This window comes from Amycolatopsis sp. NPDC051373 (assembly GCF_040689465.1).
In the GTDB taxonomy this organism is placed as follows: Bacteria; Actinomycetota; Actinomycetes; order Mycobacteriales; family Pseudonocardiaceae; genus Amycolatopsis.
The window spans coordinates 96,559-111,918 of record NZ_JBFBAE010000018.1 but is presented as its reverse complement, the minus strand read 5'-3'; the positions used below and the strand labels follow the sequence as shown (position 1 = coordinate 111,918).

Sequence of the window (15,360 nt, the reverse complement as noted above, 5' to 3'; positions counted from 1 at the left end):
CCCTTGCCGCCGGGATCACGCGCGGTTATCGTTGCGCTACGCCGCAGCAGCACCGGAGCCGTGTTTACCCTGGTACGCCAGGGAATTCACGGCTTCGTCCGCCTTGCCCACCTGTCATGGTCCCGCCCTGACATTCCTGCGGAAAGGGAATACCCCCATGCGCAAGACGATGCGGCCTGCTCTCGTTGCCGGCCTCACCGTGGCGTCGGCTCTCACCGTCGTCCTGGCCACACCGGCTTTCTCGAGTGCCGCCCCGGCTCCCGCCCCCGTAAGCGCTGCCTCCATCCTCGCCTCCGGCGGCGACCTCGCCTCGCCGGAGAAGAAGGACATCGCGATGCAGCTGGTCTCCAGTGCGGAGAACTCGAGCCTCGACTGGAAGGCCCAGTACAGCTACATCGAGGACATCGGCGACGGCCGCGGCTACACCGCCGGCATCATCGGCTTCTGCTCGGGCACCGGCGACATGCTCGAGCTCGTGCAGGCCTACACCGATTCCGTGCCGAACAACCCGCTGGCGAAGTACCTGCCGGCGTTGAGGAACGTCAACGGCACCGACTCGCACGCCGGCCTCGGCCAGGCGTTCGTGGACGCGTGGAAGGCCGCGGCGAAGACGTCGCAGTTCCAGGCCGCGCAGAACAGCGAGCGTGACCGTGTGTACTTCAACCCGTCGGTGAACCAGGCGAAGTCCGACGGCCTCGGCGCGCTGGGCCAGTTCATCTACTACGACGCCATCGTGATGCACGGCCCCGGCAACAGCTCCGACAGCTTCGGCGGCATCCGCAACTCCGCCATCAAGAAGGCGAAGCCGCCGTCACAGGGCGGCAACGAGACCACCTACCTCAAGGCGTTCCTCGACGCCCGCAAGGTGATCATGAAGCAGGAGGAGGCCCACGCCGACACCTCGCGCGTGGACACCGAACAGCTCGTGTTCCTCGACGCGGGCAACCTCGACCTCCACACGCCCTTGAAGTGGAAGGTCTACGGCGACTCGTACACGATCAACTGAGCACCAACCCGGGCCGCTGATTTCCCCACGGTGGCCCGGGTTTGTGCCGTAAGCTCACGCGCCATGAGAACCGTTCTGGGGACGCTGGTCTGCGTCGCGCTGGGTACGCTGGCAACCGCCGCACCGGCTTCGCCCGCCCAGAACCCCGTACAGAATCCCCCGTTGCCTTACCACGGTCCCGCCGGCCAGATGGTCACGGTCACCGCCCCGGATCCGTCGTCGACCACCGCCACGCTGATCGCCTGGCAGCGCCACGGTTCCCACTGGGTGCGCGCTCTGGGGCCGTTCCCGGCGTTCGTCGGCACGGAGGGCATCGGCGAGGCGAGCGAAACGACGTCGCACACCCCCGCGGGCGTCTGGACGCTCACCGAAGCGTTCGGCATCCAGCCCACCAACGGCACCCGGCTGTCCTACCGCCAGGTGACCGAGAACGACTGGTGGGTTTCCGACGTCACGTCGCCCTTCTACAACACGCACTACTCGTGCGCGCCCGGCACCTGCCCGTTCAACGAGGCGGCCGGCGAAGACCTCGGCAAGGCCGGCCCCGTCTACGACCACGCGACCGTGATCGACTACAACCGCTCGCCCGCCGTGCCGGGCAAGGGTTCGGCGTTCTTCCTGCACGTCGCGTCGGGCAAGCCGACGGCGGGCTGCGTGTCCATCCCGGGCGCGGACCTCGACGCCGTGATGCGCTGGCTCGACCCGGCCGGGCATCCCGTGATCAACATCGGAATCAGTCCACAGTAGACTAGACGAGCTCGTCAGCCGGCCGGGTGTTGATCACGCGATCCGCGGTGAGACCGACCTTTTCGGCGCGTGCACACCCGTAGACCTGCCAGTCGAGCTGACCGGGTGCGTGCGCGTCGCTGTCGATGGCGAACTCGCAGCCCAGCTCCACGGCCATCCGCAGCAGCGGCATGGGCGGGTCGAGCCGCTCCGGGCGCGAGTTGATCTCCACCGCCACGCCGTGGTCCCGGCAGGCGGTGAACACCTTCTCGGCGTCGAACGTCGACGGCGGCCGCGCGCGAGGACCGCGCACCAGCCGGCCGGTGCAGTGGCCCAGCACGCGCACGTGCGGGTTCGCGACGGCCGCCAGCAGCCGCGGCGTCAGCTCGCGCGAAGGCATGCGCAGCTTCGAGTGCACGCTGGCGACCACGAAATCCAGCCGCTCCAGCAAGTCCGAACGCTGGTCGAGCGCGCCGTCGTCGAGGATGTCGACCTCGATGCCGTGCAGCAGCCGGAACGGGGCGAGTTCGGAGTTGACGCGCGCGACCTCGTCCATCTGCTTGCGCAGCCGTTCGGGCGAAAGACCGTTGGCCACGGTCAGGCGCGGCGAGTGGTCGGTGAGCACGATCCACTCGTGGCCGAGGTCGCGCGCGGCCTCGGCCATCTCCTGGATCGGGCTGCCGCCGTCAGACCAGTCGGAGTGCGTGTGGCAGTCACCGCGCAGCGCGGCGCGCAGTTCGCCACCGTCGGGCAGATCGGCTTCGGCGACCTTCGCCGCGTACGCGGGCACACGGCCCAGCCACGCGTCCTCGATGACCCCGGCCGTCGCCTTGCCGATGCCCTTGAGCGCCTGCAGCGTGCCCGAGCGCACCCGGCTCTCCAGCTCCTCCTGCGACAGGTGGTCGACCACCGCCGCCGCCTGCCGGAAGGCACGAACGCGGTAGGTCGGCTCAGCCGCGCGTTCGAGCTGGAACGCGATGTCGCGCAGTGCGCGTGCCGGGTCCATGTGTCCTGTTCTACCCGTTCAGGCGCGCCGGGGCAGCTCGTGGAGCTCGACGTCGGTGAGTTTCCCGGCGCGGATCTCGGCGGTCTGGTAGGTGCAGAACTGCTGGCGCCGCCGGTCGGTGGGCGAGCCGGGGTTGAGCAGACGCAGGCCGCCGGGCGTCACGGTGTCCCAGGGGATGTGGCTGTGGCCGAACACGAGCACGTCGGTGTCGGGGAACTGCGCTTCACAACGCGCTTCGCGGCCCTTCGCGTCGCCCGTTTCGTGGATCACGGCCAGGCGCACGCCACCGAGCGTCACGCGGGCGACCTCGGGCAGCCACTCGCGCAGCTCGGGCCCGTCGTTGTTGCCGTAGACCGCGACGAGCCGTTTGCTGGCCACGGCGAGCGCGTCGAACGCGTCGAGATCCACCCAGTCGCCCGCGTGCACCACCACGTCGGCCCGCTCCACCTCGGCCCAGACCTCGTCGGGCAGGTCTTTGGCGCGTTTGGGCAAGTGGGTGTCCGCGACGAGCAGCAGCCGCACGGTCGTTACGCCCCCTCGTCCGGGATCGCGGCCAGCACTCGCTCGAGGAACGCGCCGATGTGCTTGCGCAGCAACTCGGCCGCGCCCTCGGCGTCACCCTTCTTCGCGGCGCCGAGCACAGTCTTGTGCTCGGTCCACTCCTTGCGCCAGCTGGGGTTCGCGTCCCAGCCGACCACGGTGATGAGCGCGGCACGGTCCTTGAGGTCGTCGAGCATCGAGACCATCAGCGGGTTGCCGCAGCCGGCGTAGAGCGCGCGGTGGAAGCGGCGGTTGAGCAGGCTGAGCGCGGTGTGGTCCTTGTCCGCGAGCGCCGCCTGCGCCTCCTTCAGCATTTCGGCCGCGTCGTCGAACGACGCCCCCGCCGCCACCGACCGGCGCAGCGCGTCGGGCTCCAGCACCATCCGCACGTCGTACACCGAACGCGCGAGCTCCGCGTCGACCACGCACACCGACGCGCCGCGGTACGGGCTGAACGTGACCAGCCCGGAGTTCGACAGCACCTTCAGCGCCTCACGCACCGGCGTCTTCGACACGCCGAGGCGCTGCGCCAGCTCGGCCTCCACCAGCGGCTGGCCCGGGAGCAGCTCGCGGGTCAGGATGCCACGCCGGATCTCCTCCAGGACCACTTCGGTCCGGGAGGCGGGCAGGCTGAACGTCGGTGGCATCGGACACTCCAGGCTCGCGCGGTCTGCCGCGGTGAACAGACCGACATTCAACCAGGCGGGCGCGGACGCTGCCCGCGACCCGCGTGGCGGGCTGTGATCATATATCAGATGCCATACTGCTCGTAGCGACGAAAGGCGGCCCGGCCATGAAAACACCGGAGGATCTGCGCAGTCACCGCTGGTTCGGGGGCGACGAGCTGCGCAACTTCAGCCACCGCGCGCGGGCTCGCCAGCTCGGTTACGAGCCCGAGGAACACCTGGGCAAGCCGGTGATCGCCGTGCTCAACACGTGGAGCGACATCAACCCGTGCCACATGCATCTGCGCGAGCGCGCCGAGCAGGTGAAGCGCGGCGTGTGGCAGGCCGGTGGGTTCCCGCTGGAGTTCCCGGTGGCGACGCTGTCGGAGACGTACCAGAAGCCCACGCCCATGCTGTACCGCAATCTGCTGGCGATGGAGACCGAGGAGATCCTGCGCTCCTACCCCGTCGACGGCGCGGTGCTGATGGGCGGCTGCGACAAGACCACGCCCGCGTTGCTGATGGGCGCGGCGAGCGCCGGCCTGCCGGCGATCTTCGTGCCGGCCGGGCCGATGCTGCGGGGCCACTGGCGCAACGAGGTGCTGGGCAGCGGCACGGACATGTGGAAGTACTGGGACGAGCGCCGCGCCGGCACGATCGGCGACGAGGAGCTGTCCGAGCTGGAACGCGGCCTGGCCCGCTCCCCCGGCCACTGCATGACGATGGGCACGGCGTCGACCATGACGTCGGCCGCGGAGGTCCTCGGGGTGACGCTGCCGGGCGCGGCGTCGATCCCGGCCGTGGACTCGGCGCACCACCGGATGGCGGCGGCGAGCGGCTCGCGGATCGTGGACATGGTGTGGGAGGACCTCACGATCACGAAGGTCCTCGACGAGCGCGCGTACGCCGACGCCATCACCACCGTGCTCGCGCTCGGCGGCTCGACCAACGCCGTGATCCACCTGATCGCGATGGCCGGGCGCAGCGGCCTGTCGCTGAGCCTGGCCGATTTCGACGAGATCGCGCGCCGCGTGCCCGTGCTCGCCAACATCCGCCCGGGCGGCGCGTGGCTGATGGAGGACTTCTACTACGCGGGCGGCCTGCCCGGGCTGCTGTCGCGCCTGACGGACCTGCTGCACACCGAGCGGCTCACCGTCTCCGGCCGCACCCTGGCCGAGACGCTCACGACCGCGCGCGTGCACAACGACGACGTGATCCGCCCGCGCGACAACCCGCTGGCGGCCGAAGGCGGCGTCGCCGTGCTGCACGGCAACCTGGCGCCCTCGGGCGCGGTGATCAAGCACATCGCCGCGACGCCGGAGCTGCTGACCCACACCGGGCCCGCCGTCGTGTTCGACGACTACGCCGACCTCAAGAAGCGCATCAACGACCCGTCACTCGGCATCACGGCCGACTCCGTGCTGGTGCTGCGCGGCTCCGGCCCGCTCGGCGGCCCGGGGATGCCCGAGTACGGCATGCTGCCGATCCCCGACCACCTGCTCGCGCAGGGCGTGCGGGACATGGTGCGCATCTCCGACGCGCGCATGAGCGGCACGTCGTACGGCGCGTGCGTGCTGCACGTCGCCCCGGAATCGCACGTCGGCGGCCCGCTCGCCCTGGTCCGCGACGGCGACCTGATCACGCTCGACGTGCCCGCCCGCGCGTTGCGGCTGGAGGTGCCCGACGACGAGCTGGCGCGCCGGCGAGCGGACTGGCTCGAGCCTGCGCCGCGCTTCGAACGCGGTTACGGTGCCCTGTACGCCGAGCACATCACCCAGGCCGACGAGGGCTGCGACTTCGACTTCCTCGCGCGCGCCGGCGCCAACCCGGAACCCGACGCTCGCTGACCGGTTTGTTCCACAAGGGGCACTAGTCCGGCATGTCCGGCTCAGGCCGTACGCTGTGGCGCGGGACGCAGCAAACGGAGGGTCGAACTGGTGCCGTACGAACCGCGCTGGCCGGAGTCCGAGGACGAGCAGACGGTCGTGCTGCCGGCGGTCCCCGCCGAGCCCGAATCGCGCCCTCGCCTGCGCAAAGCCCTGTGGATCTCCGGCGGCGTGCTCGCCGCACTGCTGGTCGTGTACCTGATCGACCTGCTCACCAGCCAGGGCAGCGTGCCACGCGGGACCACGGTGGCGGGCGTCGATGTCGGCGGCCTCGACCGGCCGGTGGCTGAGCGAGAGCTGCGGGGTCTCATCGAACCGCGGCTCACGCAGCCCCTGACCGTGACTGCGGGCGAGGCCCGCACCACGCTGTCACCGACGCTGGCCGGCTTGCGCCTCGACTGGTCCGCGACGCTGGACCAGGCCGGCGACCAGCCGCTGAATCCGTTCACGCGGCTGGCGTCGTTCTTCTCGACGCACGAGATCGGCGTCGTGTCGCACGCCGAGGGTGACCGGCTCGATCCGGCTCTGGAGGACCTGCGCGGGCGGGTGGATCGCGCCGCGGTGGAGGGCACGGTGCGGTTCGACGGCACCACGCCGGTCGCAGTGCCACCGCAGCCGGGACAGAAGCTCGATGTCGCCGCGGCGAAGGCTGCCGTGCTTAGTCAGTGGGCTTCGGGTGCCGAGCTGGCGTTGCCGGTTGTGCCGGCGCCGGTGCGGACCACTGCTGCCGGGGTGCAGGCGGCTTTGGCGCAGTTCGCTCGGCCCGCGGTGGCTTCACCGGTGACTGTCGAGGGTGAGGGCGCTGCCGCTGTTTTGGAGCCGCGTGACATCGCGGGGGCTTTGACTTTCGCGCCCGCTGACGACGGCGGGCTGTTGCCGGTTGTGGACCAGAAGAAGCTCGTCGCGGTTGCCGGCCCGCAACTGAAGTCCACCGAGAAGGAGGGCAAGGAGGCGACCGTCGGGTTCAGCGGGGGGAAGCCGGCCGTCGAGCCTTCGGTGGACGGCAAGACGGTCGATTGGGAGCCCAGCCTGAAGCCGCTGCCGGACGTGCTGAAGCGCGCCGACGGTCGTTCGCTGAAGGCCGTGTACAAGAACAGCCCGGCCAAGGTGACGACCGAACAGGCCAACGCGCTGGGCGTGAAGGAGGTCGTCGGCGAGTTCACCACCGGCGGCTTCGCCCCCGACTCGGGCGTGAACATCCGCGTCGTCGCCCAGAAAGTCAGCGGCGCCATCGTGAAACCTGGCGAAACCTTCAGCCTCAACGGCTTCACCGGCCCCCGCGGCAAACCCCAGGGCTACGTCGAGGCCGGCGTGATCGAGAACGGCGCCCCGGCCCGCGAAGTCGGCGGCGGCATCTCCCAGTTCGCGACCACGCTCTACAACGCCGCGTACTTCGCCGGCATGAAGGACGCGGGGCACAAGGAGCACAGTTACTACATCAGCCGCTATCCCGCGGCGCGCGAGGCGACGGTTTTCCAGAACCCCAATGGGTCCAGCGTGATCGATTTGAAGTTCACGAACGATTCGTCCACGGGGATTGCCATTCAGACGATTTGGTCGCCTTCGTCGTTGACGGTGAAGCTGTGGGGCACGAAACGGTACTCGGTGGAGTCGATTCCCGGCGAGCGGACCAATCCGACGCCTCAGCCGACAAAGCCGGGACCGGCGGAGAATTGCCACGCTTCGAACGGCGCGCCTGGGTTCACGACTACGGACACCCGGGTGTTGAAGGACGCGGCCACGGGGCAGGAAGTCTCGCGCCACACGCGGACGGTGCGGTACAACCCGCAGCCGAAGATCACCTGCGGGGCTTAGGTGCTTGTGGTCAACATGGTGGAGAAGTTCGGCGCGGACGAATTCCTCGAACGGGAGTGGGATCTGCCGGCGGAGGTCGTCGAGCCGTTGCGCGGGCAGGTCGACATGACGCCCGAGGGCTGGATCATGCATGTATGGCGGATAACCACGGAGATCGCCGACATCGTGCAACCTTGGGTCGATGAGCCCATCGACGTCGAGTCGGGCTCCTGGTACGTCAGCTCGGCACAGGTCGACTGAAGCGGCTCGGGCAGCTGGGCGGCGGTGGTTCGGCCGGTGCGTTTCGCCCTGAAGATCGCCGGCTGGCATCCTCCTGACAGAGCTTCAGGAGGATGCCTTGGCGACTGTGCTGATCCCTGTCCCGGCCCAGGACTCGGACCCGTCCGAAGTGGCCGTCAGCCGGGCAGTGCTGGCCGGGCACACGTTGTCTTCGCGACTCCCGAGGGCGCGCAGGCGAACTGCGACGAACTGATGGTCACCGGCGAAGGCCTCGACCGGTGGAGCCGTGTGCCGGGTCTGCGGAAGCTCACCGCCGTCGGCCGCGTGTTGCGGGCCGACTCGGCCGCACGCTCGGCGCACAGCGCGTTGCTCGCCGACCCGGCGTGGCGCGCCCCGATCCGCTGGGACGAGATCAGGCTCGACGACTTCGACGGCCTGCTGCTGCCGGGCGGGCACCGGGCCCGCGGCATGCGCGAGTACCTCGAAAGCCCGGTGCTGCGGAACGTGGTCGTCGAGGCGTTCCGGCGGGACCTGCCGGTCGGCGCGATCTGCCACGGTGTGCTGCTCGCCGCCCGCAGCGTCGACCCGGACACCGGCCACTCGGTCCTGCACGGCCGCACGACAACGGCGCTGACCTGGCAGCTGGAACGCACCGCCTGGCGCCTCGCGCGGCGGACCCGGTTCTCGGACCCGGATTACTACCGCACCTACCGCGAGGAGCCGGGGCAGCCCGCCGGGTACCTGTCGGTGCAGCAGGAGGTCACCCGCGCCCTCGCGCGTCCGGAGGACTTCCGCGACACGACGGACCGGGTGCAGGCGAGCGGCCGGGCTCGCGACTCGGTGGACGACGCTCGCCCGGCCTTCGTCGTCGAAGACGGCAACTACGTGTCGGCGCGGTGGCCCGGTGATGTGCACACGTTCGCGAAGGCGTTCGCCACGCGACTCTGACTCACGCGGGCGACCAGGACACCGTGGCGAGCTCCCGGCCCGACGACCCCAGATCGGGCGGCAACGCCGGATCGACACCCAGCTCCAGCAGCGCGTCGGCCACCTCACCTGAGCGCGCAACGGGCAGGCACAGCCGGCGCCGCGTCACGTCGACGAGGTCGGCGAACGTCTCGTGCTCGGCCTCGTCCGGGCGGCGCCACAGCGTGGTCTTCGGTTCGACGCCGAGTTCGACCAGCGCGGCGCAGAAGTCCTGGGCGGTCGGGCCGGCGGGGCGGCGGACGCCGTGGAACCGCGCCCACAGCTCGTTCAGCTCAGTCAGCGGGTGCTTGAGCGCGGTCTCGACCACCACGCGCCGGCGGGCCCGCTTCGTGAGGGCGTGGACGAACGGCGCGAGGTCGGGCACGTTGTAGATCACGTTCCCGCACAACACCAAGTCGGCGTCGGCCACCTGCTCCGCGACGCCGGGCCAGCGCCCGAGCACCGTCTCGGCGGGCACGCCGAGACGCGCGGCCCGGGCGGCGAAAGACGCGAGCAGCTGCTCGTCCCCGTCGACGCCGCATACCGCGGTGACGCCCACCCGCCCCACCAGCGACAAGCTCGTCGCGCCGGCCGCGACGCCGACGTCGAGCACGGTGCCCGGCTCGGCCAGCACCGCCGCCGCCTCGGCGAAAGTCGAGCCGATCGGCGCCGCGATCTGCGCGTCGGCGCGGCGCTCGAACACCCGCCGGGGCAGCACCCACGGCGGGTCCGCGACGGCGTCGGCGATCTCACCGGGAACCGCCCACGCGGCCAGCTGCTCCGCCCACCTCCGCACCTCCGACACTCGCATCGCCTCCCACTCGGATTCGTCCCCGGAATCCTCCCGCAAACACCGCGCGCACCTCCCCCAACCCGCGTAATCTCCCCATCCAGACCACGGAAGGGGGCACTCGTGGCCGACAACGGCACAGACGCCGCAATGGGCCTGTACGGGCTCACCAAACGGTTCGGCACCACGCTCGCAGTCGACAGCGTCACCTTGGAGGTCCCGCGCGGATCGTTCTTCGGGCTCGTCGGGCCCAACGGCGCGGGCAAAACCACGTCGCTGTCGATGGCGGTCGGGTTGTTGCGGCCGGATCAGGGCCAGGCGAACGTGTTCGGAGTCGACGTGTGGCGGCAGCCGGAGCGGGCGAAAAGCCTGCTTGGTGTGCTTCCGGACGGACTGTCCATTCCGGAGCGCCTCACGGGCCGCGAGCTGTTGACCTACATGGGACTTCTCCGGGGTCTCGCTCCCGGCACCGTCGCGGAGCGGGCGCAGGAGTTGCTCGGCGTGCTGGAGCTGCTGGAGGCCGAGCGCACGCTCGTGATCGACTACTCCGCGGGTATGCGCAAGAAGATCGGGCTCGCGATGGCGCTGCTGCACGGGCCGCGGCTGCTCGTGCTGGACGAGCCGTTCGAAGCGGTGGACCCGGTGTCGGCGTCGACGATCCGGACGATCCTGCAGCGGTTCGTCGCCTCGGGTGGCGCGGTGGTGCTCTCGAGCCATGTGATGGCGCTGGTCGAGCAGCTGTGCAGCCACGTCGCGGTGATCACGCGCGGCCGGGTGGTCGCGGCGGGCGCCGTGGACGACGTGCGGGGTGGCGGAAGCCTGGAAGACGCGTTCGTGCACATCGTGGGCGGGCGCACCGGCGGAGCGGAAGGGCTGTCGTGGTTGGCGTCCTCGTCCGACTGAAGCTGTGCGTCCTGCGCAATTCCCTGCGCGGCGGCCGGGTCGCGGGCATGGTCGTCGGCGGGGTGATCGGGCTCGTCGCCGCGGTGCTGACGATCGTGCTGGGTCTCGTGCCGATCCGGGGCGGCGACGGGGTCACCGTCGACCTCCTGACCACGGTCTACGCGGGGTGGGCAGCCGGCTGGGTACTCGCGCCCATCGCCACCGGCGGCGGGGACGACACGCTGCGCCCGGAGCATTTCGCGCTGCTGCCGATCGGCCGGCGCAAGCTCGCCGTCGGGCTGCTGGCCGCGAGCTTCGTCGGGGTGACGACGCTGGTCAGCCTCGTCGCGTTCCTCGGCCTGTTCTTCTACGGCCTGCGCCTCGGCGCGGGCGCGGCGCTGGTCGGGCTCGTGTTCACGGTGCTGCAGCTGGCGTTCGTGGTGCTGCTCTACCGCGTGGTGATGGCGGCGCTCGGCGCGCTGCTGACGTCACGCAAGGGCAAGGAGCTCGGCATCATCCTGGTCGCCCTCACCGGTCTGTCCGGTGTCGGTGTGAACCTGGCGATCAACAGCCTCGGCCCCGCGATCATCAACGGCCGCGTGCCGGGCTTCGTGAACGTGATGCACGTGCTGCCGTCCGGCTGGGGCACGGTCGCGGTGCACGCGGCAGGCACCGGCGAATGGGGCACCGCGCTCGGGTTGCTGGTCGCGATGCTCGCGCTGATCGCCGTGCTGATCGCGGCGTGGGGCGCGCTGCTCGCGCGGCAGGTGACGAGCCCGTCGTTCCGCGGCGCATCGCGCACGAAGGTGCGGGCCGAGGGGGCGCGCGTGCGCCGCAGCCTGCTGCCCGCGACGCCCGTGGGTGCCGTGGCACGCAAGGAGCTGTTCACGTGGTGGCGCGACGCCCGCCGGCGCGTCGCCCTGCTGTCGACGCTGATCGTCGGCGCCGTGGTCACGGTCCTCCCGGCGCTGTCCGGCGGCGGGCGGCCGGCGATCGTGCCCTATCTCGGGGTCGCGGTGGTGTTCTTCGCGTGCATGCAGTCGGGCAACCTCTACGGCTTCGACGGCAGCGCGCTGTGGCACACGCTCACCGTGCCCGGCGCCGAGCGCGCCGACGTGCGCGGCCGGCAGCTGGCGTGGGCGTTGATCGTGGCGCCGGTGGCGCTGGTGCTGGCCGCGGTCCTGCCGGGCGCGGTCGGCGAGAGCGGCGCGTACCCCTGGGTGTTCGGTTTGGTGCCGGCGCTGCTGGGCGCCGGCGCGGGCGTGCTGATGCTGCAGTCGGTGTACCTCGCCTACCCGCTGCCCGACCAGCGCAAGAGCTCGAGCCCGTGGTCGTCCGGCGGTCGCCCGGGCTGCGCGCGGCTGCTGCAGATGTTCGCGACGATGCTGCTGGTCGCCGCCGGAGCGCTGCCGGTGCTCGCGCTGTGCATCGCCGGCGCGGTGCTCGGCTCGCCGGTGCTGCAGTGGCTCGGTGTGCCGGTCGGGATCGTGGTCGGCGCCGTGCTGGCGTGGTGGTGGGGCGGGCTCGCGCGCCAGCGTCTGGCGACGCGTGGCCCCGAGCTGCTGGCGACGGTGTCGAAGGAGCGGTGAACCCCGGGCCGCGGGTCCGGTGACCCGCGGCCCGGGGTGTCACGGCAACGCGGCCAGCGAAGTGGCGAGCACGTCGTCGGACAGCTCGTTGTCCACCATCTCCCCCGAGAGGTAGGCGCCGTACGCGGGCAGGTCGAGGTGCGCGTGGCCGCACAGCGCCGTGAGGATCACCTTCTCCTCGCCAGTTTCCTTGCAACGCAACGCTTCCTGGATGCACGCGGCCAGCGCGTGCGTCGGCTCGGGCGCCGGGACGATGCCCTCTGCGCGGGCGAAGCGCACGCCCGCAGCGAAGCACTCCTGCTGCCCGACGGCGAGCGCCTCCATGAGGCCCAGCTCGTAGATGTGCGAGATGAGCGGCGACATCCCGTGGTAGCGCAGGCCGCCCGCGTGGATCGGGTCGGGGATGAAGCCGTGGCCGAGCGTGTGCATCTTCAGCAGCGGGGTGAGGCCCGCCGTGTCACCGAAGTCGTACGCGTACGTGCCGCGCGTGAGCGTCGGGCACGCCGCCGGCTCGACGGCGCGGATTACCGGGTTCATCCGGCCCGCCAGCTTCTCGCGCAGGAACGGGAACGCGAGCCCGCCGAAGTTGGAGCCGCCGCCGGTGCACCCGACGAGGATGTCCGGGGTGTCGCCCGCGAGTTCGAACTGCTTGAGCGCCTCCTCGCCGATCACCGTCTGGTGCATCAGCACGTGGTTGAGCACGCTGCCGAGCGCGTACCTCGCGTTCGGGTCAGCCGCGGCCTGCTCCACGGCCTCGCTGATCGCGATGCCGAGGCTGCCGGTGGAATCGGGGTCGTCGGCGAGGATCTTCCGCCCGGACTCGGTGAGCGCGGACGGACTCGGGTGCACGGTCGCGCCGAACGTCTCCATCATGAGCTTGCGGTAGGGCTTCTGGTCGTAGGACGCGCGGACCTGCCACACCTCGCACTCGAGCCCGTACTGCGCACACGCGAACGCCAGCGCGCTGCCCCACTGGCCGGCGCCCGTCTCGGTCGTCAGGCGCGTGACGCCCTCCGCGGCGTTGTAGAACGCCTGCGGCACCGCGGTGTTCGGCTTGTGCGAACCGACGGGGCTCACGCCCTCGTACTTGTAGTAGATGCGCGCCGGCGTACCCAGCGCCTTCTCCAGCCGGTGCGCGCGGTAGAGCGGCGAGGGGCGCCACAGGCGGTAGACGTCGCGGACCTCCTCGGGGATGTCCACGTAACGCTCGGTGCTCACCTCCTGCGCGATCAGCGCCTGCGGGAACAGCGGCGCCAGGTCCTCGGGCCCCACGGGCTCGCGCGTGCCCGGGTGCAGCGGCGGGGGCGGCGGCTCCGGCAGGTCGGGCACCACGTTGTACCACTGCGTCGGGAGATCGGCTTCGTCCAGGATGTACTTGGTGCGCTCCGCCATCACGCCTCCTGAGGTCTGGAAAACTCAACATAGATCGCCGGAGGCCGGTGGGCCAGCCCGTCGTGATTGTCCACAGTGGAATTATTCGGGAGGAAACTTGCCCACTCGTGTCGATCGCGTGCAGCTCGCCGACGGTCCCGTCGACCTGCCCGTGTGGCTCCCCGCCGGCGGCCACGGCCCCGGCCTGGTGCTGATCCAGGAGATCTTCGGCCTGGACGCTTATCTCTCCGGCGTGGCCTCGGACCTCGCTGAGCTGGGTTACGTGGTCGCCGTGCCCGAGTTGTTCCACCGCTTCGCGCCGGGCTGGTCGTCGGCGCATGACGAGGCCGGGGTCGCCCGGTCGATGGAGATCTCCGGTCAGCTGGACCCCGCGCTCGCTCTGTCGGATGTCCTGGCGACCCTCGCGCACCTGCGCGGTGTGGCCTCTGGTGCCGGCGTGCTGGGCTTCTGCCTGGGTGGGTCTCTCGCCTTCGCCGCGGCCGCCGCGGGTACGCCGGACACGGCGGTGTCGTTCTACGGGTCGACGGTGGCTGCGGAGATCGCTTCGCTGGACGAGGTGGGTTGCCCGATCCAGTTCCATTTCGGTGGGGTGGATCCGTTCATTCCGCGGTCGGATGTGGCTGTGGTGGAGGCCGCCGTGGCTTCGCATCCTGGCGCGGAGATCTTCGTCCAGGAAGACGCGGGGCACGCGTTCCACAACCGGGTGGCGCCGATGTTCTACCGGCCGGAAGCGGCGGCGAGGGCTTGGGATCTGGCGGTGGACTTCTTGCGGAGGACATTGCCGGTGTGACGGCAGCCTCACGACTGTAGGGTCGGCCGGTGACCGTCGAGCACATTGACTAAGTCCGGATCATCACAACCAGTTGGTCGAACGATCCCGAACCGCCGCCCCGACCGGCGCCTCATCTGCGATGGCACCGCGACGCCCGCTATTGGATGTCCGTGTGCACCGACGAGGACGAAACAGACCCGGACTTCATCACCTACACCCACCTGTACGCCAGCCGCACGGCTTGGCAATCCGGTTCGATCGACGACCTGCTCCATGCGGTAGCCGACGATGCCACCCGCGGGGTGATGATCACCAGCCTTTCCTTCGACCGGATCCACCATGTACCCGGGCGCCGTGAGCGCGGGCGCCCGCGACCAGCCGCTCGGTCACAACAGAGGTGGGAGGTGCGGAGCCCGCTGACCGTAAGATCAGCAACGTGGTGAGCTCACAGGTGAGCAGAAACCTGGTGGTCGTCCGCTGTCTCCACCACAGAAACGTCCGACCGCGGGATGAACGGATCCTGCCCACCGAGGTGGAGTGAGTTTTGTATACATATCGTGACCCGTGCGGTTGGGTCTGCTCCAGGCGCTCACAGGCCGGAGGGATGACCGGAGAGCCAGTCGGTGTGACGGTGTTTCATCGCGTCGCGGTCGGCAGTCGTGGGCAGCAGGATGCCGGCGCCTCCGTCGTTGGGGGTAATTCCACTGTCAGATCCCAAGCCCGGGCAGCCGCTTCCGGCCGGTAGAACATCGGAGCGACCCGGTTGTGGAACGCGTGGCCGGCATCTTCTTGGACGTGGATTTCTGCGCGCGGGTGTGAAACCACTCGGCAGCTCCGCCTCGAGCCGGCGGTACTCCTCCGCCGCGGTCACCCGCAGCCCGGCGGCCGGCCCGGTGCGCACACCGGCCGCTCCGATCCAGGCGAACGAGCCCGCCGTCACAGAGGTTGGAGTGGAATGCAGCAGGGTCGTGGTCATCCCTTTCCGTGGCCACTCAGGGGCCGGCGGCACCTCAGCCCAGTCGTCGCGCAGTCCGAGGCGTTCGGCGCGCACCAGCCAGGACATGGTGCGCTCAGTGTGGAAACGCACCCATCGATCTACACCGACA

The 15,360-nt window shown here is 70.5% G+C and carries 14 protein-coding genes and 1 pseudogene; 9 read left to right on the top strand and 6 right to left on the bottom strand.

From position 1 onward, the window contains the following. Positions 1-157: 157 nt before the first annotated feature. On the top strand, positions 158-1,006 hold the full coding sequence (locus AB0383_RS30580; RefSeq protein ID WP_366189197.1) for a chitosanase: 849 nt from the start codon (positions 158-160) through the stop codon (positions 1,004-1,006). 63 nt (positions 1,007-1,069) lie between these two features. Then, positions 1,070-1,753 carry a L,D-transpeptidase family protein gene (locus AB0383_RS30575; protein ID WP_366189196.1) on the top strand — a complete coding sequence of 228 codons (684 nt, stop codon included), beginning with the start codon at positions 1,070-1,072 and terminating at the stop codon, positions 1,751-1,753. Between the two features lies 1 nt (position 1,754). On the opposite strand, the gene AB0383_RS30570 is transcribed toward AB0383_RS30575, so the two are convergent. From AB0383_RS30570 to AB0383_RS30560, 3 genes are read right to left on the bottom strand one after another with little or no spacing between them, the layout of a single operon-like run. Continuing rightward, on the bottom strand, positions 1,755-2,738 hold the full coding sequence (locus tag AB0383_RS30570) for a PHP domain-containing protein (protein WP_364178702.1): 984 nt from the start codon (positions 2,736-2,738) through the stop codon (positions 1,755-1,757). 18 nt (positions 2,739-2,756) lie between these two features. Further along, positions 2,757-3,260, bottom strand: a complete 504-nt coding sequence (locus AB0383_RS30565; protein WP_364178699.1) for a metallophosphoesterase — start codon at positions 3,258-3,260, stop codon at positions 2,757-2,759. Positions 3,261-3,265: 5 nt separating this feature from the next. Further along, on the bottom strand, positions 3,266-3,925 hold the full coding sequence (locus AB0383_RS30560) for a GntR family transcriptional regulator (RefSeq protein ID WP_366189195.1): 660 nt from the start codon (positions 3,923-3,925) through the stop codon (positions 3,266-3,268). A 146-nt stretch (positions 3,926-4,071) separates the two neighbouring features. On the opposite strand from AB0383_RS30560, the gene araD reads away from it, so the two are divergent. The 4 genes from araD to AB0383_RS30540 all read left to right on the top strand — a co-directional run bounded on the left by araD (position 4,072) and on the right by AB0383_RS30540 (position 8,811). Continuing rightward, on the top strand, positions 4,072-5,790 hold the full coding sequence (araD, locus tag AB0383_RS30555; protein WP_366189194.1) for an L-arabinonate dehydratase: 1,719 nt from the start codon (positions 4,072-4,074) through the stop codon (positions 5,788-5,790). Between the two features lie 90 nt (positions 5,791-5,880). Continuing rightward, positions 5,881-7,644, top strand: coding sequence for a VanW family protein (locus AB0383_RS30550; protein WP_364178690.1), 1,764 nt, complete (start codon positions 5,881-5,883; stop codon positions 7,642-7,644). 15 nt (positions 7,645-7,659) lie between these two features. After that, positions 7,660-7,884, top strand: a complete 225-nt coding sequence (locus AB0383_RS30545) for a hypothetical protein (RefSeq protein WP_366189193.1) — start codon at positions 7,660-7,662, stop codon at positions 7,882-7,884. Positions 7,885-7,908: 24 nt separating this feature from the next. Next, a complete protein-coding gene (locus AB0383_RS30540; protein WP_364178684.1) occupies positions 7,909-8,811 on the top strand; it encodes a DJ-1/PfpI family protein in 903 nt (300 codons plus the stop codon). Between the two features lies 1 nt (position 8,812). Here the strand turns inward: AB0383_RS30540 and AB0383_RS30535 are convergent, their stop codons facing one another. Continuing rightward, a complete protein-coding gene (locus AB0383_RS30535) occupies positions 8,813-9,634 on the bottom strand; it encodes a class I SAM-dependent methyltransferase (protein WP_366189192.1) in 822 nt (273 codons plus the stop codon). 135 nt (positions 9,635-9,769) lie between these two features. On the opposite strand from AB0383_RS30535, the gene AB0383_RS30530 reads away from it, so the two are divergent. Both AB0383_RS30530 and AB0383_RS30525 read left to right on the top strand, forming a co-directional pair. Next, on the top strand, positions 9,770-10,522 hold the full coding sequence (locus AB0383_RS30530) for an ABC transporter ATP-binding protein (protein ID WP_366189239.1): 753 nt from the start codon (positions 9,770-9,772) through the stop codon (positions 10,520-10,522). Continuing rightward, positions 10,498-12,090: a hypothetical protein gene (locus AB0383_RS30525; RefSeq protein WP_364178681.1), complete on the top strand. Its 1,593-nt coding sequence runs from the start codon at positions 10,498-10,500 to the stop codon at positions 12,088-12,090. Before AB0383_RS30530 ends, AB0383_RS30525 begins: the two co-directional genes overlap by 25 nt. Before the next feature lie 39 nt (positions 12,091-12,129). Here the strand turns inward: AB0383_RS30525 and AB0383_RS30520 are convergent, their stop codons facing one another. Then, positions 12,130-13,482: a TrpB-like pyridoxal phosphate-dependent enzyme gene (locus AB0383_RS30520; protein WP_364178678.1), complete on the bottom strand. Its 1,353-nt coding sequence runs from the start codon at positions 13,480-13,482 to the stop codon at positions 12,130-12,132. A gap of 97 nt (positions 13,483-13,579) precedes the next feature. On the opposite strand from AB0383_RS30520, the gene AB0383_RS30515 reads away from it, so the two are divergent. Continuing rightward, complete coding sequence (locus AB0383_RS30515; RefSeq protein ID WP_364178676.1) at positions 13,580-14,272, top strand: dienelactone hydrolase family protein; 693 nt, start codon at positions 13,580-13,582, stop codon at positions 14,270-14,272. A 618-nt stretch (positions 14,273-14,890) separates the two neighbouring features. Here the strand turns inward: AB0383_RS30515 and AB0383_RS30510 are convergent. After that, positions 14,891-15,079, bottom strand: a pseudogene (locus AB0383_RS30510) (dienelactone hydrolase family protein); the annotation flags it as partial. Between the last annotated feature and the right edge of the window lie 281 nt (positions 15,080-15,360).